Source organism: Pseudomonas sp. LAM2023 (genome assembly GCF_016620375.1).
GTDB lineage: Bacteria > Pseudomonadota > Gammaproteobacteria > Pseudomonadales > Pseudomonadaceae > Aquipseudomonas > Aquipseudomonas anuradhapurensis.
The window spans coordinates 249,408-270,792 of record NZ_JAENHV010000036.1 but is presented as its reverse complement, the minus strand read 5'-3'; the positions used below and the strand labels follow the sequence as shown (position 1 = coordinate 270,792).

At 59.9% G+C, this 21,385-nt stretch carries 20 protein-coding genes and 1 pseudogene; 7 read left to right on the top strand and 14 right to left on the bottom strand.

The genetic code is table 11. The annotated features are described in order from the left end of the window. Positions 1-126 precede the first annotated feature (126 nt). Positions 127-1,020 (bottom strand): LysR family transcriptional regulator, encoded by an 894-nt coding sequence (locus tag JKP78_RS20975; protein ID WP_200627508.1) that lies wholly within the window; start codon positions 1,018-1,020, stop codon positions 127-129. A 217-nt stretch (positions 1,021-1,237) separates the two neighbouring features. Here JKP78_RS20975 and speB point away from each other — a divergent pair, with 217 nt between their 5' ends. After that, entirely contained in the window at positions 1,238-2,188 is a 951-nt protein-coding gene (speB, locus tag JKP78_RS20970) for an agmatinase (RefSeq protein WP_200627506.1), read from the top strand. A gap of 189 nt (positions 2,189-2,377) precedes the next feature. Beyond that, the gene (locus tag JKP78_RS20965) at positions 2,378-3,757 is read left to right on the top strand and encodes a sodium:solute symporter (protein WP_186676279.1); all 1,380 of its coding nucleotides are present in this window, start codon (positions 2,378-2,380) and stop codon (positions 3,755-3,757) included. A 189-nt stretch (positions 3,758-3,946) separates the two neighbouring features. On the opposite strand, the gene JKP78_RS25240 is transcribed toward JKP78_RS20965, so the two are convergent. Both JKP78_RS25240 and ptrR read right to left on the bottom strand, forming a co-directional pair. After that, positions 3,947-4,075, bottom strand: a complete 129-nt coding sequence (locus JKP78_RS25240; RefSeq protein WP_009683677.1) for a PA1414 family protein — start codon at positions 4,073-4,075, stop codon at positions 3,947-3,949. A gap of 124 nt (positions 4,076-4,199) precedes the next feature. Continuing rightward, complete coding sequence (gene ptrR, locus JKP78_RS20960) at positions 4,200-5,093, bottom strand: putrescine utilization regulator PtrR (protein WP_200627504.1); 894 nt, start codon at positions 5,091-5,093, stop codon at positions 4,200-4,202. Between the two features lie 106 nt (positions 5,094-5,199). Between ptrR and JKP78_RS20955 the strand changes: the two genes are divergently transcribed. Then, positions 5,200-6,369, top strand: a complete 1,170-nt coding sequence (locus JKP78_RS20955; protein ID WP_186676264.1) for an MFS transporter — start codon at positions 5,200-5,202, stop codon at positions 6,367-6,369. Positions 6,370-6,432: 63 nt separating this feature from the next. On the opposite strand, the gene JKP78_RS20950 is transcribed toward JKP78_RS20955, so the two are convergent. The 3 genes from JKP78_RS20950 to JKP78_RS20940 form a co-directional block, all read right to left on the bottom strand. Next, positions 6,433-7,359 (bottom strand): DMT family transporter, encoded by a 927-nt coding sequence (locus tag JKP78_RS20950; protein ID WP_200627502.1) that lies wholly within the window; start codon positions 7,357-7,359, stop codon positions 6,433-6,435. A 105-nt stretch (positions 7,360-7,464) separates the two neighbouring features. Beyond that, positions 7,465-7,860, bottom strand: coding sequence for a transcriptional regulator (locus JKP78_RS20945; RefSeq protein WP_200627500.1), 396 nt, complete (start codon positions 7,858-7,860; stop codon positions 7,465-7,467). Positions 7,861-7,937: 77 nt separating this feature from the next. Then, entirely contained in the window at positions 7,938-8,192 is a 255-nt protein-coding gene (locus JKP78_RS20940; protein ID WP_200627498.1) for a BrnA antitoxin family protein, read from the bottom strand. Positions 8,193-8,427: 235 nt separating this feature from the next. On the opposite strand from JKP78_RS20940, the gene JKP78_RS20935 reads away from it, so the two are divergent. Next, positions 8,428-8,700: a hypothetical protein gene (locus tag JKP78_RS20935; RefSeq protein WP_200627496.1), complete on the top strand. Its 273-nt coding sequence runs from the start codon at positions 8,428-8,430 to the stop codon at positions 8,698-8,700. A 154-nt stretch (positions 8,701-8,854) separates the two neighbouring features. Here the strand turns inward: JKP78_RS20935 and JKP78_RS20930 are convergent, their stop codons facing one another. Continuing rightward, positions 8,855-10,216, bottom strand: a complete 1,362-nt coding sequence (locus JKP78_RS20930) for a DEAD/DEAH box helicase (protein WP_200627494.1) — start codon at positions 10,214-10,216, stop codon at positions 8,855-8,857. Between the two features lie 103 nt (positions 10,217-10,319). On the opposite strand from JKP78_RS20930, the gene JKP78_RS20925 reads away from it, so the two are divergent. Then, positions 10,320-11,621 carry a mechanosensitive ion channel family protein gene (locus JKP78_RS20925; RefSeq protein ID WP_200627492.1) on the top strand — a complete coding sequence of 434 codons (1,302 nt, stop codon included), beginning with the start codon at positions 10,320-10,322 and terminating at the stop codon, positions 11,619-11,621. A gap of 44 nt (positions 11,622-11,665) precedes the next feature. On the opposite strand, the gene JKP78_RS20920 is transcribed toward JKP78_RS20925, so the two are convergent. Both JKP78_RS20920 and JKP78_RS20915 read right to left on the bottom strand, forming a co-directional pair. Beyond that, a complete protein-coding gene (locus JKP78_RS20920; RefSeq protein WP_200627490.1) occupies positions 11,666-11,962 on the bottom strand; it encodes a DUF3077 domain-containing protein in 297 nt (98 codons plus the stop codon). A gap of 96 nt (positions 11,963-12,058) precedes the next feature. Next, positions 12,059-12,301, bottom strand: coding sequence for a hypothetical protein (locus JKP78_RS20915; RefSeq protein ID WP_200627488.1), 243 nt, complete (start codon positions 12,299-12,301; stop codon positions 12,059-12,061). Between the two features lie 456 nt (positions 12,302-12,757). Between JKP78_RS20915 and JKP78_RS20910 the strand changes: the two are divergent. Next, positions 12,758-13,907 (top strand): annotated as a pseudogene (locus JKP78_RS20910) (IS3 family transposase). Between the two features lie 99 nt (positions 13,908-14,006). Here the strand turns inward: JKP78_RS20910 and JKP78_RS20905 are convergent. Further along, complete coding sequence (locus tag JKP78_RS20905) at positions 14,007-14,885, bottom strand: hypothetical protein (RefSeq protein WP_200627486.1); 879 nt, start codon at positions 14,883-14,885, stop codon at positions 14,007-14,009. Between the two features lie 624 nt (positions 14,886-15,509). On the opposite strand from JKP78_RS20905, the gene JKP78_RS20900 reads away from it, so the two are divergent. Beyond that, the gene (locus JKP78_RS20900; RefSeq protein WP_200627483.1) at positions 15,510-17,051 is read left to right on the top strand and encodes an AAA family ATPase; all 1,542 of its coding nucleotides are present in this window, start codon (positions 15,510-15,512) and stop codon (positions 17,049-17,051) included. A gap of 643 nt (positions 17,052-17,694) precedes the next feature. Here JKP78_RS20900 and JKP78_RS20895 read toward each other — a convergent pair. The 4 genes from JKP78_RS20895 to JKP78_RS20880 form a co-directional block, all read right to left on the bottom strand. Continuing rightward, a complete protein-coding gene (locus tag JKP78_RS20895) occupies positions 17,695-19,083 on the bottom strand; it encodes a purine-cytosine permease family protein (RefSeq protein WP_200627481.1) in 1,389 nt (462 codons plus the stop codon). A 78-nt stretch (positions 19,084-19,161) separates the two neighbouring features. Continuing rightward, a complete protein-coding gene (locus JKP78_RS20890) occupies positions 19,162-20,037 on the bottom strand; it encodes a carboxylate/amino acid/amine transporter (RefSeq protein ID WP_200627479.1) in 876 nt (291 codons plus the stop codon). A gap of 322 nt (positions 20,038-20,359) precedes the next feature. Continuing rightward, positions 20,360-20,959, bottom strand: a complete 600-nt coding sequence (locus tag JKP78_RS20885) for an FMN-dependent NADH-azoreductase (protein WP_170031317.1) — start codon at positions 20,957-20,959, stop codon at positions 20,360-20,362. 109 nt (positions 20,960-21,068) lie between these two features. Continuing rightward, positions 21,069-21,383: a hypothetical protein gene (locus JKP78_RS20880; protein WP_025753884.1), complete on the bottom strand. Its 315-nt coding sequence runs from the start codon at positions 21,381-21,383 to the stop codon at positions 21,069-21,071. Positions 21,384-21,385: the final 2 nt, after the last annotated feature.

Sequence of the window (21,385 nt, the reverse complement as noted above, 5' to 3'; positions counted from 1 at the left end):
TTGCAGGATAATTTAGTGGGAAAATCATCAGCGCAAGTTGATATGTAGCAGAGCGCTATCAGTTTAGCGGCCTGCATTTGCAGGAAATTAGGGCATCCCGACGGAATGTTATGAACGCCGTGTTTATCAGCCCACGTTGAGCTGGCTTTTCAACAGGTCGCGGAAGGTCTGGATCAACGGCTCGCGGCTGCGCCCGCGGCGGATGATCAACGAAAACGGCGCCTGGTAGCCGAAGGTGGCAGGCGACAGCACGCGCAGGTCACCCTTGTCGACCCAAGCCTGGGCATAGTGCTCGGGCAGGTAGCCGATGTAGGCCCCGGAAAGAATCAGGATCAGCTGCGCTTCCATGCTCTCCACCGTCGCCGCGCTGTGCTTGAAGCCATGCCGGGCCAGCTCGGCCTGGCTCCAGTAGCCGCGCCCGACCATGCGTTGCTGGGTCACCACCTGCTCGGGGATTCGCCGCTCGCCATACAGCGGGTGGCGGCTGCTGCAGTACAACCAGTGCTGTTCGCGGTACAGCGGTTGATACAGCAGCCCGCTCATGCGCGAGGAAAACGCCCCGATGGCCAGGTCCAGGCGGTTGTCCTGCACGCCCAGCTGCAGTTCGTAAGGGCTGGACACCGACAGGTGCAGGTGCACCGCCAGGTGTTCCTGGCTATAGGCGCCGATGGCCTCGGCCAGCGGCAAGGCCCGGTCACCGACCGTGGAGTCGATCACGCCAAGGTTGAGCGTGCCGCGCAACTCGCCCTTGAGCGCAGCGGCGTACTGTTCGAAACCGTCCAGCTCAGCCAACAGGCGCAGGGTTTCCTGGTGGAACAGCTCGCCCTTGCTGGTGAGGCTGAAGCCGCCACGGCCCCGGTGGCACAGGACGATGCCCAAGGCGCCTTCCAGCTGACTCATGTAGGTACTGATGGCCGAGGTCGACAGGTTCAGCTCGCGCTGGGCGTTGGCGAAACCCTGGTGGCGCACCACGCTGACGAAGATGCGCAGCAGTTTCAGGTCGGGCAAGGTCGAGGCCATGGGGCAGCAGTTCCACAACAGTGTTTTCGCGCAGTCTAACCGCTGCGCCCGCGTTTAGTTCAGAAATTCCTGAACTAAGTATTTGCCGGCAGCGATTTGTCCCCGACAGTACCTTCAGCAGACTTGGCCGAAATGTCCCTGCCCGCCGTCAAGCAACAGGCGTGCGGCGGCACAGGTTCGAACAAACAGAACAATCGACCGACTGATGAGGCCCACCGTGGACAAGATTCTCCACCAACCACTGGGCGGCAACGAAATGCCGCGTTTCGGCGGCATCGCCACCATGCTTCGCCTTCCCCACCTGCAGAGTGCCCAAGGCCTGGACGCCGCTTTCATCGGCGTCCCCTTGGACATCGGTACTTCGCTGCGCTCCGGCACCCGCTTCGGCCCACGGCAGATCCGCGCCGAATCGGTGATGATCCGCCCGTACAACATGGCTACCGGGGCTGCCCCGTTCGACTCGCTGTCGGTGGCCGACATCGGTGACGTGGCGATCAACACCTTCAACCTGCTGGACGCCGTGCGCATCATCGAAGAAGCGTATGACGAGATCCTCGAACACGACATCATCCCGCTGACCCTGGGCGGCGACCACACCATCACCCTGCCGATCCTGCGCGCACTGCACAAGAAGCACGGCAAGATCGGCCTGGTGCATATTGATGCCCACGCCGACGTCAACGACCATATGTTCGGCGAGAAGATCGCTCACGGCACCACCTTCCGCCGCGCCGTGGAAGAAGGCCTGCTCGATTGCGAGCGCGTGGTGCAGATCGGCCTGCGCGCCCAAGGCTACACCGCCGATGACTTCAACTGGAGCCGTCGCCAGGGCTTCCGCGTGGTCCAGGCCGAAGAGTGCTGGCACAAGTCGCTGGCACCCCTGATGGCCGAAGTGCGGGAAAAGGTCGGCGGCGGCCCGGTGTACCTGTCGTTCGACATCGACGGCATCGACCCGGCCTGGGCGCCAGGCACCGGCACCCCGGAAATCGGCGGCTTGACCACTATCCAGGCGATGGAGATCATTCGCGGCTGCCACGGCCTGGACCTGATCGGCTGTGACCTGGTCGAAGTCTCCCCGCCCTACGACACCACCGGCAACACCTCGCTGCTCGGTGCCAACCTGCTGTTCGAGATGCTCTGCGTGCTACCGGGCGTTGTCCGCCGGTAAACGACGGCCCTTGGTAGGAGCGGCCTTGTGTCGCGCCTACCAAAAGCGCCCGCAGTAGTTGCTACACCCCCGGCAGGAGCCATGAGGGAGGGCCACTGAGGCCCGCCAACACACGACAGGACCGCCGGGCGCCGTGAACCCGCCCGGGTGGTCGATCTCGCCATAATAAAGATAATCGGGAGACCCCCAATGGCCTTGGACATCATTGTTGTAATGATCTACACCGCCGGCATGCTCGGGCTTGGCTGGTATGGCATGCGCCGCGCGAAAACCCACGAAGACTACCTGGTCGCCGGGCGCAACCTCGGCCCGGTGCTGTACATGGGTACCATGGCCACCACCGTGCTCGGTGGCGCCTCCACCGTTGGCACCGTACGCCTGGGCTATGTGCACGGCATTTCCGGCTTCTGGCTGTGTGCCGCCCTGGGCCTGGGTATCATCGCGCTGAACCTGTTCCTGGCCAAACCCCTGCTGCGCCTGCGCATCTTCACCGTGACCCAGGTGCTGGAACAGCGCTACAACCCCACTGCACGCCAGGCCAGCGCGGTGATCATGCTGGCTTATGCGCTGATGATCGGCGTGACCTCGACCTTGGCCATGGCCACCGTGTTGCAAGTGCTGCTGGACCTGCCGTTCTGGGCCTCGCTGCTGCTCGGCGGCGGTGTGGTGGTGCTGTATTCCACCATCGGCGGCATGTGGTCGCTGACCCTGACCGACATCGTGCAGTTCGTGATCAAGACCGTCGGCCTGATGTTCATCCTGCTGCCGGTGTGCCTGTACAAGGCCGGTGGCTGGGACACCTTGGTGGCCAAGCTGCCGGCGGCCAGCTTCCAGCTGACCACCATTGGCTGGGACACCATCATCACCTACTTCCTGATCTACTTCTTCGGCATCCTCATCGGCCAGGACATCTGGCAGCGGGTATTCACTGCCCGTGACGAGAAGGTCTGCCAGCGTGCCGGCACCACCGCAGGGGTGTACTGCGTGCTGTACGGCCTGGCCTGTGCCACCATCGGCATGGCCGCGCATGTGCTGATGCCTGACCTGGCCAACCCGAACAACGCCTTTGCCGAAATGATCAAGACCACCCTGCCCGATGGCATCCGTGGCTTGCTGATGGCAGCGGCGCTGGCGGCAATGATGTCCACCGCGAGTGCCGGCCTGCTGGCCGCGTCGACCACCCTGACCGAAGACCTGCTGCCCAAGCTGCGTGGCGGCAAACAATCGAGCCTGGCCGTCAGCCGCCTGTTCACCCTGCTCACCGGCCTGGTGGTGCTGGGCATCGCGCTGGTGGTGAACGACGTGATCAGCGCCCTGACCCTGGCCTACAACCTGCTGGTCGGCGGCATGCTGATCCCGCTGATCGGGGCGATCTTCTGGAAGCGCGCGACCACCGCCGGGGCCATCGCCAGCATGTCGCTGGGCTTTGCCACCGCGTTGCTGTTCATGTTCCTGGACGGCCTGGAGGCCAACACACCGATCTACTACAGCCTGGTGGTTGGCCTGCTGAGCTTTGTGGTGGTGAGCCTGATGTCGCGTAAGTCGGTGGCGGCGGCGAAGCTGGCCTGATAGATCCCGGCTGCCTTTACTGGCCCTTTCGCGGGTAAACCCGCTCCTACAGGAATATCACAGGCCTCGAGTGCTGTGGGTTACCCTGTGGGAGCGGGCAAGCCCGCGAAGAGGCGGTATAGGCAACACACAACTGGCAGACACAAAAAGGCCGCTGCACCCACCCAGGTGCAGCGGCCTTTGTCTGTATCAGCGACGACGCGGTTGGCGTTTGCGCTGCTCTTCATCAGTCGGGATCGGCACCGGCTGCAAGGGTGGTGGAATCAGCCCCAAGGCGACAGCCAGGTCATGGAGCCAGTTGGACAGTGGTTTATTCATAATGCCCCCTTGACGGGTCAGCCTCACGGCAATTCAATCCTGCGATGCTTCATACAGATCATAGCCCCATGTTCTGTATAACGCATGCCTCTGTGCCTACAGATACGGGCCATTTTGATACGGATCAAGCCGTAACGGGGCATTCCGACGACTGGTTAATCGTTTCGCTTTGTTGCAGGTCGATCCACGCCTGCAAATTCGCCCCGCGCATGCCCTGGCGCCACATCAACCAGGTGACCGCCTGATCGAACGGCGCCTGCAAGCGGTGCACCCGCACCCGGTCACGCCCGGGCAGGCTATCGAGCATCGACTGGGCCATCAGCGCCACCCCCGCACCGGCGATCACGCAGGCCAGCATGCTTTGGTACGACTCGATCTCCATCACCCGGCCCATCGGCGTATGGGCATGGGCATACCAGGCCTCCAGGCGCATACGGTACGAACAGCCCTGGCGGAAGGTGAACACCGCCTTGCCCGCCACGTCCCGGGCCGTGTGCACCGGCGGGTGCTCGGGGCTGGTGATCAGCACCAGTTGTTCATCGCATAGTGGTACCCCATCCAGCCCGGCCAGGCTCGGCGGCCCGTCCACCAGGGCCGCGTCCAGGCTGTGGTTGAGCAGACCCTCCAGCAGCTCGCCACTGGGCGCCGCACGCACCTGCAGGTTTACCGCCGGGTAAGCCTGGTGATAACGCGCCAAGAGCCCCGGCAGGTGCGTCGCCGCCGTGCTGTACATGGTCCCCAGCACAAAATCCCCGGCTGGCTGGCCGCCGCGCACGGCGGCCTGGGCCTCGTCGCGCAAGGCGGACAGGCGCTGGGCGTAGTCCAGCAACACCTTGCCCGCAGGCGACAACTGCAGGCGCTGGCGTTCACGCAGGAACAGCTCGACGCCCAGGTGTTCTTCCAGCTGGCGCAAGCGCGTCGACAGGTTCGACGGCACGCGGTGCAGGCGCTCTGCGGCACGGGTGAGCGAGCCCTCCTCGGCCACGGCCTGGAAGATACGCAGTTGGCTGAATTCCACGACATTCTCCAAAACAGAACAACTTCATCATCATTATTCAATTTTATTGAAAATAAAACCGCCCTAACCTGCCGGTCATCGCTTACATCCGTGCAGGAGACTTGTCATGTCGCCACTCATTCAACTGCTGGCCAGCGCCGTGGCGCTGATGATGGCCATGGGCATCGGCCGTTTCGCCCTGACCCCGCAGCTGCCGCAACTGATCGCCGAAGGCCAGTTCGACCTGACGGTCGCCGGGCTGGTGGCCGCGGCCAACTACCTGGGTTACTTCATCGGCGCGGTCGATGCCATGTTCGCCCGCTCGCCGGGCCAGGTGCGCCTGCGCCTGCACGGTGGGCTGTGGCTGTGCGTACTGCTGACCCTGGCCTCATGGGCCGCAGACGGGTTCTGGAGCCACCTGCTGTTGCGCTTCGGCACCGGCGTGGCCAGCGCCTGGGTGCTGGTGATGATCACCAGCCTGAGCCAACAGGTGGCCAATGCCGACAACCGCCAGCGCCTGGGTGCCCTGGTGTTCGCGGGGCCCGGCCTGGGCATTGCGCTGACTGGTTTGCTGGCGCTGGTGGCGCATTTGTGGGGGCTCGGCTCGGCAGCACTGTGGCTGATCTATGCCGTGGCCGCGCTGGTGATGCTGCTGGCGGTCAGGCCCTGGCTACCCCAGGCACTGCAGGCAGCGCCCGCACCGTCTGTACACCAGGGCCCGCAACGCCGCGTCGGTATCGGCCGCCTGGGGCTGGTGTATGCCCTGTATGGCGTGGGTTACATCCTGCCGGCCACCTTCCTGTCGCAAATGGCCAGCCAGCAGTTTCACGGGCAGTGGCTGGCCGACCTGTTCTGGCCGGCGTTCGGCCTGGCGGCGGCGCTGGGTGTGCTGCTGGTGAGCCTGCGCCGCGGCGGGCGTACTTCGACCTGGCTGACCGCCACCCTGTGGCTACAAGGGTTGGGTGTGCTGGCCTGCCTGATCGGTGGGGGTGTCGGGTTGGCCTTGGGCGTGCTGCTGTGTGGCGCGCCATTCCTGGCTTGCATGCAGTTGGTGATGCAACGTTCGCGAGAGCTGGCGCCGCATGCCACGCAGCGCAATGCCGGGTTGCTGACGGCGTGCTTTGCCCTGGGGCAGTTGAGCGGGCCGCTGCTGGCGGCGCTGAGCAGCCATTACAGCGGCGGGCTGCAACCCGCGTTGATGCTGGCGGCGGGTGGGTTGGTGGTGGCTGGTGGGCTGGTGCAACTGGCGGGTAATGCACGGCAGGGCAATGCCTGCCAGGCCAGGACCACATCCTGAATAGCGGTTGCCGGTACTGGCCTTCGCAGTCAAACCCGCTAAGTGGCCAGTACAGGCGACAATTCATCCCACAAACCGCCGCAATTGCTGCTTCACCCAAGGCTCGGCACTCACCAGGATCACCCCCAGCAGCACCATCACTGCGCCGATCACGAAGTTCATGCTCAACGGTTCATCCAGCAGCAACACGCCAAAGGTGACCCCGAACAGTGGGGTGATGAACGAAAATACCGCCAGGTTCGACGCCAGGTATTTGCGCAGCAACCAGAACCATGTCAGGTAACTGATGAACGACACCACGATACCCTGGAACAGCACGCTGCCGATTGCCAGCGGTGTCAACACCACCACACCGATCTGCCCGCTGAGCAAGGCGATCAACAGCAACCCGGCAAAGCCCACGGCCAGTTGGTAGAACAGGGTCAGGGTGGCGGGCGCTTCCGACAGCCGCGAGCAGCGCACCACCACGGTGGTCGCCCCCCAGGCCAGGCCGGCAATCACGCCAAAGGCATCCCCCAGCAGGGTACGGCCATCCATCTGCTCGAACGACATGCCGCCGGCGAATGCCGTGGCGATGCCGCCGAAGGCCAGCAGAATGCCCAGCCATTGCAGCAACCGCAGGCGTTCGCTGGGCAGGCGGAAATGCAGGCCCAAGGCAGTGAACACCGGCGCGGTATAGAGGAACACCGACATGTGCGCCGCCGAAGTCAGCTTCAGCCCTTCGGCAATGAACAGAAACTCGAGGCCGAACAAGCCACCTGCCAACACCCCGGCACGCCAGGTACCGCCGAGTTGGCCCCAACCGCCGCGCCAGCACAGCATCAGCCCTACCAGTACGGCGGCAATGCCGTTGCGCAACGCCGCCTGCATCACCGGCGCGATATCGACAGCGGCGGTCTTGATCAGCACCTGCTGGCAGCCCCAGATCAGGCACAGCCCCAGCATCACCTGCAAGGCAAAGGCGTCGGGGTTCTTGCGGACCGCGCTCATCGGCGGGCCTTCGGGGTAATCATGGGCATGGGCAAGGGCTCGGCAGTGTTCGGAGCTACCGATTATCGGGTTTCCAGGGCTGCCCTTGCCAGCCTCAAAACGACCTCAGGCAATCTGCGCCTTCGCCGACACCTGCTCGAAGGTGGTTTCGTCCAGCGCATCCTCCTGCTCGTCGAGCACCTGGCGCGGGTGCTCGAAGCCAGGGATGCTGCTGTCGATCAGGCTCATCAGCCGCGAACCGCGTTCGGTCAGCACGAAATTCTCACCGTTGCCGCCATCCTCTTCGGGGCGGCTTTCGATGTAGCCACGTTCGAACAGCAGCTTTTCGTACTCGCAGGCACGGGTTTTGAGGTGGTCCAGGTCGCCCACCGGCTCACCCTTGGCGGCCAGTGCCGCAGCGTGCTGCTCGGCATAAGGGCGTGGCGTGAAGCTGTGACCGGCGCCGTTCTGCACCTCGTGCAGCAAGCGTTCGATCAGGTCCCAGTCGTAGGTGATGCTCATGGCTATGGGCTCCTGCTGTGGACGGAAGGGGTACACAGGGTGGGACCCGTCGTGACTGCCGAGCGTTCCGAAAGATCTCAGCGTTGGCGCTGCTGCGCCTGCATGTACTGGCGCAACAACTGATTGATCCGGGTCTGGTAGCCGCTCCCCTGCCCCTTGAACCAGGCGAGGACATCGGAATCCAGGCGAATGGTCACTGCCTGCTTGGCTGGCACTCGCAATTCAGCCTCGCGGAAGAAATTTTCATCCAGTTCGGGAATATCCGAGGTATCAATAGCTCGGTCGTCCTGGCCGGCCACGCGACTCCAATCAGTTTTCGATGCTTTGGTCATAGTGTTTGGCCATCTGGTGGCTTTGCGTGCAGAGGCTGAGACTAGGCAGCAATCGACAATTATTCACTGGCCGCAGATCGCTTTGGGAAAAGGACTACTGCTTGAAGCGGAAGCAACCTAACCAACCAGCGAGCAAGCCTCGGTTAGCGCTGGGTATAGCCATCGGTCGAAGCTGCTGAACTAATGGCCAGGCACACACCTCCACCGGGCATCACCAACGCCTGAGGTATAAAGGATGAAACCGCTGCTGCCCATTGCCTGGGCCACGGCCCTGTTCTGCGCCCTGCCCGTCTGGGCCTGCACACCGGAGGAAGCGACGCAGAAGCGTGAAGAACTCGCCGGGCTGGTTACCCAGCTGACCGAGCAGAACCCGCAGAAGGCCAAGGAGATCAATGACGAGCTGCAAGGAATGGAGCTGGGAACGGCGAGCAAGGACTTGCCCGACAAGTGTCAGCTGATCGACAAGCGGATCAAGGAGCTGAAAGCGGCAGAGAAGAAGGCTGACTGACCGCTTGCCGTATAGGAGCGGCCTTGCGTCGCGAAAGGGCCGCAAAGCGGCCCCCGGATGGATGCGTCAGTGTCGGAATCTTGGGGCTGCTGCGCAGCCCTTTCGCGACGCAAGGCCGCTCCTACAAAGAACGCTAAGCCTGTGTGGGCGCTGGTTATTCCGCCGCCGCCTTGCGCTTCTTCAACGGCGCCAGGCCATCGGCGCTGGCCAGCGGTGCATTGGCCTTCGGCTTGGCGGTTGGCTTGCGCTTGGCCGCGGCTTTCTTGTCACCCGACTTCTTCTCGACCTTTTTCTTCTTGCTGCCGGCCGCCTTGCCCGAGGCCTTGACCTTCTTCGGCCCGTTGTAGGTGCCCTTCACTTCCTTGATCACCCGGCGCTCGAACTGCTGCTTGAGGTAGCGCTCGATGCTCGACATCAGGTTCCAGTCATTGTGGGTGATCAGCGAGATCGCCAGGCCTTCGCCACCGGCACGGCCGGTACGGCCCACGCGGTGCACATACTCGTCACCGCTGCGCGGCATGTCGAAGTTGATCACCAGGTCCAGGCCGTCGATGTCCAGGCCACGGGCGGCCACGTCGGTGGCCACCAGCACCTTGGAACTGCCCTGCTTGAAGCGGTCCAGGGCCAGCTTGCGGTCCTTCTGGTCTTTTTCGCCGTGCAGCACGAAGGCCTTCACGTCCTTGGCCACCAGGTGGCCGTAGATGCGGTCGGCCAAGGCGCGGGTGTTGGTGAAGATGATCGCCTTGTCGAACGTCTCGTTGGCCAGCAGCCACTGCACGATCTGCTCTTTGTGCTGGTCGTGGTCGGCGGTGATGATCTGCTGGCGGGTGCCTTCGGCCAGCTGCGAGACGCTGTTGAGCATCAGGTGCTCCGGGTCTTTCAGCACCTTGCCGATGATGTCGCGCAGCGCAGCGCCGCCGGTGGTGGCCGAGAACAGCAGGGTCTGCTGGCGGTTCTCGCACTCCTTGCACAGGCGCTCCATGTCTTCGGCGAAGCCCATGTCGAGCATGCGGTCGGCTTCGTCGAGGATCAGCACCTGCACATGGGACAGGTCGAGGTTGCCGGCATTCAGTTGCTCCAGCAGGCGACCGGGGGTACCGATCAGCACGTCCGGCACCTTGCGCAGCATGGCGGCTTGTTCCTTGAAGTCCTCGCCACCGGTGACCAGGCCGGCCTTGATGTAGGTGAACTGCGAGAACAGCTGCACCTGCTTGAGGGTCTGCTGGGCCAGTTCACGGGTCGGCAGCAGGATCAGCGCGCGGATCTCCACACGGCGCTCGCGCAGGTCGACCAGGCGGTTGAGCAGTGGCAGCACGAAGGCTGCGGTCTTGCCGCTGCCGGTCTGTGCGGTCACGCGCAGGTCACGCCCTTGCAGGGCCAGGGGGATGGCCGCGGCCTGCACCGGGGTTGGCTCGACAAAGTTAAGCTCGGCCACGGCTTTAAGCAGGCGTTCGTGCAGGGCGAATTGGGAGAACACGGAGGTAACCTCAGGCAAGTGCGGGAAATTCAGTTGCATAGGGTAACGTTTTCTGCCGCCTTAGCCGAATTTCTTTTGGCAACTTTATTGCCATCCGCGCTCTAATGGCGCTTCGTTTGGCAACAAGACTGTACGCAAGCCCATGGATATCCAACGAATCTGGCGTGACTCCCTCGACCTGTGGGGCACCCTCGACCGCCATCCAATGCTGCACGCGGCCATTGGCCTGGCGGTGCTGCTGCTGATCTCCCTGGTCATCGGCCGCCTGGCGCGCTTTTTGGTGCTGCATGGCGCCCGCCTGCTGGCCCGCCAGCCGGCGCTGAGGTGGCTGGACGACTTGCGCAACAACAAGGTTTTCCACCGCCTGGCCCAGACCACGCCGTCGCTGGTGCTGCAGTTCGGCCTGAAACTGGTGCCGGAGCTGTCCGATACCGCCCAGCACTTCCTCGGCAATGTCGCCCTGGCCTTCACCCTGCTGTTCATGACCCTGGCGCTGTCGTGCCTGCTGGATGCCCTGCTCGACATCTATGCCCGCACCGAACACGCCCGCACCCGCTCGATCAAGGGCTACGTGCAACTGGCCAAGATGATGCTGTGGATCTTCGCCGCCATCGTCATCGTCGCCACCCTGATCGACCGCTCGCCGCTGTTGCTGCTGTCGGGCCTGGGTGCGATGTCGGCGGTGCTGTTGTTGGTGTACAAGGACACCCTGCTGTCGTTCGTCGCCAGCGTGCAGCTGACCAGCAACGACATGCTGCACGTGGGTGACTGGATCGAAATGCCGCAGGTCGGTGCCGATGGCGATGTGGTCGACATTACCCTGCACACGGTGAAGGTGCAGAACTTCGACAAGACCATCGTCTCCATCCCCACCTGGCGCCTGATGAGCGAGTCGTTCCGCAACTACCGCGGCATGCAGCAGTCCGGTGGCCGGCGCATCAAGCGCAGCCTGTTCATCGATGCCGCCGGGGTGCGTTTCCTCACCCGCGAGGAGGAACACCGCCTGAGCCAGGTGCACCTGCTGGCCGACTACCTGGCCGCCAAGCGCCAGGAGCTGCAGCGCTGGAACGAGGCCATGGGGCCGGTGGCCGAGCTGTCGGCCAACCGCCGCAAGCTAACCAACATCGGCACCTTCCGCGCCTTTGCCCTGGCCTACCTGAAGAACCACCCCAACGTGCACCCGAACATGACATGCATGGTGCGGCAGATGCAGACCACCGCCGAGGGCGTGCCGCTGGAGATCTACTGCTTTACCACTACCACGGTGTGGGCGGATTACGAGCGGATCCAGGGGGATATCTTCGATTACTTGCTGGCGGTGTTGCCGGAGTTCGAGCTGAGCTTGTACCAGCAGCCGAGTGGCAATGACATGCGGGTGGGGCTGGCGGGGCGCGCGGCTCCAGAGCCAATGCCGCGCCGCCTTGAAGAAATGAACGAGGTTTGAGTTTACCGGGGCTGCTTTGCAGCCCCTTCCCTTCTCAAGGTCGCTCAGAGTGGCGCGGCTGGACTGCGGTTATCAGCGCTTTTCATCATGCCAAGTTCGGCATCATCGAGCAGGGCCTTGGCCAAGGCGCAGAGGTAGTGCGAGGCCCAGAGTAGCTGGGGTTTGTCTTCCATTAATCCGTCGATGGACAAATCGCGGGCATAACCCATCAGTTCTGAGGCCTGTTCGCGGGCATTCTGACAAGGGATGCCAGGCTCGATGCGAAACAGAGGATGGGTCTGGTTTTCACCTTGGTAGAAGGTGGTTTTGCCCACGGTGACTGGGGGTTCTTCGATTACCATTGGTTCATCTCCCTGAAATTGCAGATGCCTGGGCTGGCCCTGCCGCCTGCAAGCCGGACTCCCACCAGGCGCAGCCCCAGGCGAATCGTGATGTGATTAATGCAACGTCTGCGGGTCTGCTGGCCTTTGGACTTGAGCCAGCGCTGATTCGAGCAACCTGCGGAGGGCTTCCAGCTCGTGCATCGACGTCATGATCAACACCGAGACGGATGATTTCGGTTGCATCAATACGGCTTGCTGAGCAACGGCTTCGGCGCATAGGGCGTAATCGGCGGCCATCAGCAGCGTGTCTTCCAGGGAATGGAGGTTGCAGGGTGGGTCGGGGACTATCTTCAGCATGGTGTAACCCTCAATTTGTGATTGGGACTACCGCCATTTGCTGTCAAACAAAGGGTGGCAGCTGTGCACGGGTTGACAGACCGGTCAAATTGAGAAACCCGGCGCACCCGAAGGCGCCCCACGCACAGCTGCCATTGAAGGCAAAGCTGAGGATTGTAATTTGAGTCGGCCTGTCAAAGCCGGTCGTTGGATTGCAACGACTAGCCGAGACTAGAGGCCAACTGGGGACATCACAATGGGTGGCAGTATCTTTGGGAAATGCCCTACAAGAAAGAGTAGAAATCTGATTTCTTTAACGATAGCCGTAACAGCATGTAACGCGCACCAACCATAAGCACTGATCGGCGGTGTTAGACTCTGCACAAACCCTGAGAAACCCCGTTGCTGCCCCTTTGAATCACCCTTGGTTTCGTAGACACCTCCAAGCCTCATAACGAGGCCCAAATAGGAGGTGCCATGAGTCGTCAGCGTTACCCCGAAGAGTTCAAGATCGAAGCGGCCAAGCAAGTAACCGAGAAAGGCAAGCCTGTCGCCGATGTCGCCCAGCGCCTGGGCATGTCCGTGCACAGCCTTTACGTCTGGATCAAGCTCTACAGCAAGCCGCAAGAACAGCGTAAGCAAGAAGATGAACAGTAGGCCGAGCTGCGTAAGCTACGCGTTGAACTCAAACGCGTGACGGAAGAGCGAGACATCTTAAAGAAGGCCGCCGCGTACTTTGCCAAGGAGTGCGGCTGAAGTACGCCTTTCATCAAAAAGCACTCGACGGATTACCCGGTACGGCGCCTTTGCCAAACCCTCAAGGTGCATCCCAGCGGCTACTACGCCTGGCTGACCGAGCCTCAGTCTGCCCGTGCCCAAGAAGACCAACGGCTACTTGGCTTGATCAAGCATGCTTGGCTGGAGAGTGGGTGTGTACGGCTATCGCAAAATTCACGATGACCTGCGTGAGCTGGGAGAAAGCTGTGGGCGAAATCGGGTGGGGCGCTTGATGCCGGCAGAGGGGCTGCGTTCGCAAACGGGCTATCGGCGGCGCCCAGGATTTTATGGCGGAAAGCCAACTGTAGCCTCGCCGAACCACCTTGCGCGGCAGTTCAATGTCAGTGAGCCGAACAAGGTCTGGGTGACAGACATCACATACATTCGCACCTATGAAGGATGGCTCTACCTCGTGGTAGTGCTGGATCTGTTTTCCCGCCAAGTGATTGGTTGGTCAATGAAGCCCAGGATGTGCAGCGACCTCGCTATTGACGCATTGCTTATGGCCCTATGGCGCCGCAAGCCACAACAGCAAGTGATGATTCATTCAGACCAAGGCAGTCAATTTAGCAGTTCGGATTGGCGAAGCTTCCTGAAGGCCAATAATGTGATCAGCAGCATGAGCCGACGGGGAAACTGCAATGACAATGCCGTAGCCGAGAGCTTTTTCCAGCTTTTGAAGCGGGAGCGAATCCGACGAAAAATCTACGCAACGCGTGACGAAGCCCGAAGTGATATTTTCGATTACATCGAGATGTTTTATAACCCTAAACGCCGACACGGCAGTGCTATGCAGCTGTCGCCAGTAGAGTATGAGAAACGCCATTTTCTGATCTTGGAGAGTGTCTAGAAAACCAGGGGCGATTCAGGGTACCGTACAGTTTTTTGCTCAGTTTTATGAGCTCATGGAGTTCAAAGGGGCGACTTTCAGCGCCCCCGTGGGACTAACTCAGCTATCACTGGCCAGCAACATCGCGTCAGCACTCAAAAGCTGATCATCCGTTAATATGCTAATCCTATCATCTCGCACAGAGAACCAGAAAGCCTCAACTTTTGTTGCGTCACCATTTAAAAATGCCTCCAACAACGCCGGTGGCTTTTCCAGCGAAACAAACTCACTCCATGCCTTATCAAGCTTTTTGGAATGTTCCTCGATCCTGGCGAGGTGCCATGCTCGGCCAGCATCCTGCCAGCTATTTTGGTTATCCCATTGTTCAAGATGGTGAATTACAGCCTCATAGAACTTATTGGCCATCGTGAACATCTTGTTCCGCTGAGCGGTCAAAGTCTTATAGCTCGCCTGCATCAAGCTTTCAGAAAAATCACCGAAAAGTATAACCTCAAAGAGTTCACAAATAGCCAAAAAGCCTAGTATTGAAAATATCTTAGACCTACCAAGGCAGGATATATTGTTTATCCAGCCATCAGAATACTGACCATCCCTCGTCGCCTTTCTTACTTCATCGCACCGCTGCCCGACATGTCGTTCGAATTCTTTTAACTCTTTCTCAAAGCACCCCAGAAGCTGCCTCTTGGTCGCTCTAACATCAACCAAAAGGGTTGTCCGGTAAGACTCATTTAAAGCTGCATCACCCACTCTCGGCGCGATATCAGCCAGGGTCGAGATCGCGCTTTCTACATCTGAATGGTAGTCATCCCACCTTTCCCTCTGCAAGCGACCCAAGTCGTCTGTCAACCTATCTATGCATGCGGAAACTGCTTGCAGATGCCGAAGGGTGATTAAAGGACTGATTGAGCTCACAGAAACTGGCTTCAAACCTGCGGACCCCACAAACCCTTTAGGCCCCCTCAGCGCAGTGGTCAGCATGTTGTCCAGTTCACCTCCTCGTAGGCGCATCAGCGTGCTAGGGGACGCATCGCTAGGAAGGCACAGCCGGTAGAGTTGCTCAGACTCAAAACGAGCTCCGCATATGTCAGACGTGGTCGCAACGGACACTGTGGAAGGGATCTGCAGCTCAGAGAATGTCCGTCGGTTCATCAAAAATTTTCCTTCCTGGATCGTTGGGGTATGCCGAATATCGTGATGGTCGAACCTGTTATTGTCAATTTCCAGGAGAGCCTTTTCAGCAGCCCCGAAGCTGCTAGCTAATCTCTGGGCCTGTCCCGTGACATCGGACGCCAAGAGGCGATACTTGAATCGTTCTCTTGGCGTCCGATGTCACGGGACAGGCCCAAGGGCCGCCATGGCAAAGCGCTCAGTCTCCTTGGGGTATCTCATAAATTGCTCTCGTCTGCTGGAAATGGCTGGAGTCTAGATGGATTTACAGAAGCCTTTAGACGATGGTGGAAGGGGCTGAGAGTATCCCGCTCCGTGCGCTCTAAGCCTTACAGAGTCGTTGTCGCCGGCTCGATAGTCTGTGGAATTTGTGGTAGGTATAGCAAAACGCCACATAGGCTGTCAGCCGGTGCTAAGTAAAAATTGGGAGGGCCGATGAAGTACAGGGAAAGCAATCTAGATAAGAAACTGCGGAAGTGGTTTTGCAAAGACAACACCAAGGCATTACTCAGAAGTATTCAAGTCTCAAAAGGTGGGATTCGCGGATTGACATCATTCAAGGTGAACCTCGATTATCCCATAACGGCATTTGCCGGCGTTAATGGATCCGGGAAATCGACCATGTTAGCGCTTGCCGCCTGCGCCTATCATAATAAGGCTGATGGCTATAAGCTCCCAAAACGAACCAGAAGCTATTACACATTCTCTGATTTTTTTGTGCAGCATTCTGAAGAGATTGCCCCCCCTGGAGTCGAGATTTGGTACAGTTTCGCTCATGACAACTGGAAAAGTGCACCTGTAGGAATTGCTTCGCAAGTACGAAAGAAAAAGGCCGGCGGGAAGTGGAATGACTATGATATAAGAATCAAAAGAACAGTCGTTTTTCTGGGTATTGAGCGGATTGTGCCCCATGCTGAGAGAAGTCAGTCAAGATCCTACTCTCGAGCTTTTAAAGACCTGAGAGTTCATGGTTGGGAGGACAAGGTTAAAGACGCCGTTGGTTACGTCCTTGGCAAACGCTATGATGATTATAGGCAGTTAGAATACAGGAAGTATGGACTTCCAATTGTAAAGGTCGGTGACGTCGTCTATTCTGGATTTAACATGGGGGCGGGAGAAAATGCCCTGTTCGAGATTTTTTCCACTATCTACGCTTGTGGGGAGGGTGCATTATTAGTTCTTGACGAGATTGAACTTGGCCTTCATGCACGAGCTCAAAGGCTATTTATAGAGCGGCTCAAAGAGGTCTGCATGGCTACAGGCACACAAGTTGTATGCACAACGCACTCAAAACAGATTTTTCAGTGCCTTCCCGACGACGCTAGATTCTTTATAGAATCTAACGGAGGTAAAACAAAAGTCACTCCTGGCGTATCGGCAGAGTTTGCGTTCTCAAAAATGGGAGCGATTGGCGAAAAAGAACTAGAAGTCTTCGTTGAAGATCCGGTTGCCAAGGTAATGATTGAAACAATACTGGATGGCAATACTCGAAGCAGAATCAACGTTACGCGTATTGGTTCCGCTGCAGCAGTCGCACGGCAGTTGGCGGCCACCTTTTTGAGAGATGAGCATGCGAATATATTGGCCGTATATGACGCTGACCAGAGAAAGCTCCAAGCCAAAAACATTGAACACGCTAAAAGCATGGCGGAGCGGAAGGACGATGAAATTACGAACTGGTTATTAGAGCGGACGAGTTATTTGCCAGGTGACACATGGCCTGAGGCTTGGCTTTTGCAAAAGTGCGGCGAGGTTCCTCAGGAGGTCGGTGTGGCGTTAGGGGTTGATTCTGAACGCGCCTCAACAATCGTCGAGTATGCTCTGCAGGCGGGCAAGCATGATGAGTTTGCTGAGGTGGGTGAGCAAGTCAATTTAGACCCGGAAAGATGTCTCATACTGGTGTGTGGCGTTGTTTATAAGAATTTTCCTGAAGAGTTCGACAATCTCAAGGAGACGATTTCTCTAATGTTGCCTTGAGATAGTAAGCATAACGTTCATATGGGCTCCCCCTGCGCTAAGCAGTTTCTCGGAGGAAGAGAGGATCCAAGCTATCAGCGGATGCTAAGAGAAGCGACGTTTCTGAAGGCTCGCCGGCCTCTGCCATGCCTAGGATCGTTCTCTTCATCGTGATCTACTACTGAAAGGCGGCGCCAGGTTCTCAACAACAGCCTTCTCAAGACTACTCCTCAGATGACAATAACCCTCCCAATCATGAAACTCGCAGGCCTGGGGGTGGCCCAGGTCCTAGGTGAAGAGAATCTGACATCACGAGGGAACGTTCAACGCTCCGGAACATGCGGCCCTGATACAGGGAAGTGGCCCGAATGAAACTCAAGGCTGCCTATTACCGAGTATCCGTGATCGTGGATCCATCCCTCGCGCATGCCAGCACCCACAATCAGATACCGAGAACAGCAGTGTGAAATCAATATGCTGCTCCGTTTTTATTGGTGCCATTTCCTGATGTACACATTTTACTTATTTAAACTCTCACAAAAAGGGAGTTGTTTCAGACGGGCCGGGCTGGCGGGGCGTGCGACGCCAGAGCCGGCGCCGCACCGGCTTGAGGAAATGAACGAGGTTTGAGAATACCGGGGCTGCTTTGCAGCCCCTTCCCTTTTCAAGGCCGCGTCAGGGAACCGCATTCCTTGTTTGCCAAAAGTGACTTGCTTTCACGGCTGTGAACCATGCAGTACAACGCGCCAGCCAGAATCAGCCCCATCGCCCAACTGATATCCGCCCCCAGCCACTCAGCAACAAAGCCCGTATAGAACGACAGCTTCATGAACGGGATGGTACCGATGATCGACACCGCATACACCGCCAGGCTCCGACGATTGAAGCAGCCGTAACGCCCCTTGGCGTCATACAGCGCCCCCACATCATAGTGGCCACGGCACACCCAGTAGTAATCCACCAGGTTGATCGCGCTCCATGGGATCAGCAGGTACAGCTGGCCGATCAGGATGTCGGCAAAGAACGTATCGAAATTGTACTGGGTGGCGACGGCAATCACCGTTGCCGCTGCGGTCAGGCCAGCCATTACCAGGGCCTTGGCCGTCGCAGTCACGCGGCGGATGGTCTTGAACGCGCCAAAGATCGTGACCGACGACATGTAGGCGCTGTACAGGCACAGGACGTTGTACTGGATCACCCCCAGCGCAATCACTGCCAGCGCCAACGGCGCCCACGGGCCAAACAAGGCGGCGATGGCTGTGGCCGGGTCATGGCCCAGGGCCGAGGGCAGTTCCACGGCCACCAGCGCGCCCAGTGCCATCATGGCGAAGGAGCCCAGCGCACAACCGCAGTAGGTGGCCCAGAACGTCGCGCGCGGGTTGACGTTGGCCGGGAGGTAGCGCGAATAGTCGGCCACATAGGGGCCATAGCCCAGCGTCCACGAGGCCGACTGGGCCACGATCAGGTTGAACGCGGTGAACGAAAAGCCGGTACTCACCGCCGTCGTGGTTGCCATGTCGCCAGGGTGCAGCAGGATCAGCACCAGGGCGCCGGCAAACACCAGCGTGGACAACAGGCTCATCCACGCCCCCAGGCGGTGGATGAGTTCGTAGCCGACAAAGCCGATGACAAAGGTCAGTACCCCGACCACCACGATGGCCTGGTCATCACTCATCGGCACCAGCGCCTGCAGGGCATTGCGCATCAGCACGCCGCTGGCGGCGAGGAACAGGACTGCGGCGGTGACCATCACCAACAGCGGAAGCGCCGCACCGTGGACGCCGAACTGGGCCCGGCTCTGGATCATCTGTGGCACGCCCAGGTGTGGGCCCTGGGCAGAGTGCGCGGCCATGAACACGGTGCCGATCAGGTTGCCGACCAACAGGCCGAGCAAGGTCCAGCCCAGGCTCAGCCCCGAGGCGACGCCCAAGGTGCCGACCATCAGGGCGGTTATCTGGAAGTTGGAGCTGAACCAGATGGTGAACAATCGTTTAGGCGTACCATAACGCTCAGCGTGTGGGACAAATTCGATACTTCGCGTTTCTAACTTCACGCCGGTCTCCCGCTTTTATTTTTTTGATTATCGGGTAGCCACCGACGGCTTTCGCGTTCAGTAACGAACGCGTCATAGCTAGCTGCGCCATGCCTTGCCCGATAACGGCAGGCTACCCAGGCGGCTCATCCACACCGACGCCAGGATCACCGCCCCGCCGAGCAACAGCCGGCCCAATGGCTCGTGCTGGTTCCAGATCAGCAGGTTCAGCAGCAAGCCTACCGGCACATGCAGGTTGTTCATCACCGCCAGCGTCGCGCCGGAAACCAGGCAGGCGCCCTTGTTCCACCAGTACAGCCCCAGCGCTGTCGGGCACAGGCCGAGGAACAGCAACACCAGCCATTGCACGTTGGTGCTCGGCAGGTGCTGGGCGTTGCCGAACAGCAAGAAGGCTGGCAACACCACGATCAGCGCGCCCAGGTAGAAGTAGCCAAAGCGCTTGTAGTGCGGCAGGTCGCTGGGGTGGCGTGCGACCAGGTGGCGATACAGCACCTGGCCGGCGGCGTAGGTGAAGTTGGCCAGTTGCAGCAGCAGGAAGCCGATGAAGAACTCGCCGCTGATGGTGTCGAAGCGGATCACCGCAGCACCGGCCACCGCCACCAGCGCTGCCACCAGGGCCCACGGGTTGAAGCGGCGGTTCATGGCATCTTCGATCAGGGTCACGTGCAATGGCGTGAGGATGGTGAACAGCAACACCTCCGGGACGGTAAGCACGCGGAAGCTGAGGTACAGGCAGACGTAGGTGATGCCGTACTGCAGCGCGCCGATCAGCAGCATCGAGCGCATGAAGCGCGGTTCGACCTGGCGCCAGCGGGTCAGTGGCAGGAACACCAGGCCAGCCAGCACCACGCGCGCGAGCACGGCGAAGTAGCTGTCGACGTGCCCGGCCAGGTACTCGCCGATAAGGCTGAAGGAAAACGCCTGGATCAGCGCGACGATAATCAGGTAGCCCATGGGTGCCTCTCGGGGATCAAGGGCGCGACCTTAGCGGGTTGCGGGGGATGAGTTCAACCATGAGGAATGTAAGGACGGCAGCGCACGCGGTCTTTGTAGGAGCGGCCTTGTGTCGCGAAAGGGGTGCGAAGCAGCCCCAGGATCTCAGCACAGCAGCACAAATCGCCGGGGCAGCTTCGCAGCCCTTTCGCGACGCAAGGCCGCTCCTACACAGAACCACAGCAGAGCGCATGTACACAGACATAAAAAAGCCCGGCCAATGGCCGGGCAGGTACACCCAAAGGAGCAAAACCAGGTGTCAGGGTTGGGAATTCGTTGCGCCTCAGGCCACCGCTGCCAGCCTGGCCTTGGCCTGGTTCACGCCTTTCTCGTGGAACTCGCCGCTCATGTTCAGGCCTTCTGCGTGGATGAAGTCGACATCGTGAATGCCGATGAAGGCCATCACCTGGCGCAGGTACGGTTCCTGGTGGTCGCTGCTGGCGCCGGCGTGGATGCCGCCACGGGCTGTCAGGACAATGGCACGCTTGCCAGTCAGCAAGCCCTGTGGGCCGGTGGGGGTGTACTTGAAGGTGATGCCGGCACGCAGCACGTGGTCCAGCCAGGCCTTGAGCGTGCTGGGGATGGTGAAGTTGTACATCGGCGCAGCCATCACCAGCACGTCGGCAGCGAGCAGTTCATCGGTCAGCTCGTTGGAGCGGGCCAGGGCCTCCAGCTCGGCGGCGCTGCGCTGCTCTTCGGGCTTCATCCAGCCACCCAGCAGGTTGGCGTCCAGGTGCGGCACCGGGTTCACCGCCAGGTCACGCACGCTGATCTGGTCGGCCGGGTGGGCGGCCTGCCACTGCTGGATGAAATCACGGGTCAGCTGGCGGGAAACGGAATCCTGCTGGCGGGCGCTGCTTTCGATGATCAGTACGCGGGACATGGGGTGCCTCCATCGGCAAAAAGGGTTGCGATTCGATGGAGGTGAGATTAAGGCTTGACCTATCGATAAAAAAGCGTAAAAAGTGGGTGCAATCAATCGATTTATCAGTTTATTCCGCGCTACAGCTCAGGGCGATCCGCAGTTTGATGATTTGCCGGTTGAACTTGGCGGTGACATCGACGCTTTTACCGGCCGGCACATTCACCCGCCGTACCCGCGGCGCCTCGGGGCCGTTGCGGAAGGTGACCTTGCATGCAGCCGGCACCTGCCCATAGTTGTTCAGGGTGATGGCGCCAATGTCGTAAGCCGTGTCGTAGGCGGTGTAGTCGAGCTTGACCCCGGTCAGTTCCTTCTCCACATCGATGGGATACGCCATGGCCCCGAGGGGCAGGCACATCAGTATTGCCGCACAACATTTCTTCATGG

Bases quoted from the DNA above. Each gene is read 5' to 3' on its own strand.
- JKP78_RS20975 (WP_200627508.1), bottom strand. From the start codon at position 1,020: ATGGCCTCGACCTTGCCCGACCTGAAACTGCTGCGCATCTTCGTCAGC.
- JKP78_RS20965 (WP_186676279.1), top strand. From the start codon at position 2,378: ATGGCCTTGGACATCATTGTTGTAATGATCTACACCGCCGGCATGCTC.
- JKP78_RS25240 (WP_009683677.1), bottom strand. From the start codon at position 4,075: ATGAATAAACCACTGTCCAACTGGCTCCATGACCTGGCTGTCGCCTTG.
- JKP78_RS20955 (WP_186676264.1), top strand. From the start codon at position 5,200: ATGTCGCCACTCATTCAACTGCTGGCCAGCGCCGTGGCGCTGATGATG.
- JKP78_RS20950 (WP_200627502.1), bottom strand. From the start codon at position 7,359: ATGAGCGCGGTCCGCAAGAACCCCGACGCCTTTGCCTTGCAGGTGATG.
- JKP78_RS20945 (WP_200627500.1), bottom strand. From the start codon at position 7,860: ATGAGCATCACCTACGACTGGGACCTGATCGAACGCTTGCTGCACGAG.
- JKP78_RS20940 (WP_200627498.1), bottom strand. From the start codon at position 8,192: ATGACCAAAGCATCGAAAACTGATTGGAGTCGCGTGGCCGGCCAGGAC.
- JKP78_RS20935 (WP_200627496.1), top strand. From the start codon at position 8,428: ATGAAACCGCTGCTGCCCATTGCCTGGGCCACGGCCCTGTTCTGCGCC.
- JKP78_RS20930 (WP_200627494.1), bottom strand. From the start codon at position 10,216: ATGCAACTGAATTTCCCGCACTTGCCTGAGGTTACCTCCGTGTTCTCC.
- JKP78_RS20925 (WP_200627492.1), top strand. From the start codon at position 10,320: ATGGATATCCAACGAATCTGGCGTGACTCCCTCGACCTGTGGGGCACC.
- JKP78_RS20920 (WP_200627490.1), bottom strand. From the start codon at position 11,962: ATGGTAATCGAAGAACCCCCAGTCACCGTGGGCAAAACCACCTTCTAC.
- JKP78_RS20915 (WP_200627488.1), bottom strand. From the start codon at position 12,301: ATGCTGAAGATAGTCCCCGACCCACCCTGCAACCTCCATTCCCTGGAA.
- JKP78_RS20905 (WP_200627486.1), bottom strand. From the start codon at position 14,885: ATGCTGACCACTGCGCTGAGGGGGCCTAAAGGGTTTGTGGGGTCCGCA.
- JKP78_RS20900 (WP_200627483.1), top strand. From the start codon at position 15,510: ATGAAGTACAGGGAAAGCAATCTAGATAAGAAACTGCGGAAGTGGTTT.
- JKP78_RS20890 (WP_200627479.1), bottom strand. From the start codon at position 20,037: ATGGGCTACCTGATTATCGTCGCGCTGATCCAGGCGTTTTCCTTCAGC.
- JKP78_RS20885 (WP_170031317.1), bottom strand. From the start codon at position 20,959: ATGTCCCGCGTACTGATCATCGAAAGCAGCGCCCGCCAGCAGGATTCC.
- JKP78_RS20880 (WP_025753884.1), bottom strand. From the start codon at position 21,383: ATGAAGAAATGTTGTGCGGCAATACTGATGTGCCTGCCCCTCGGGGCC.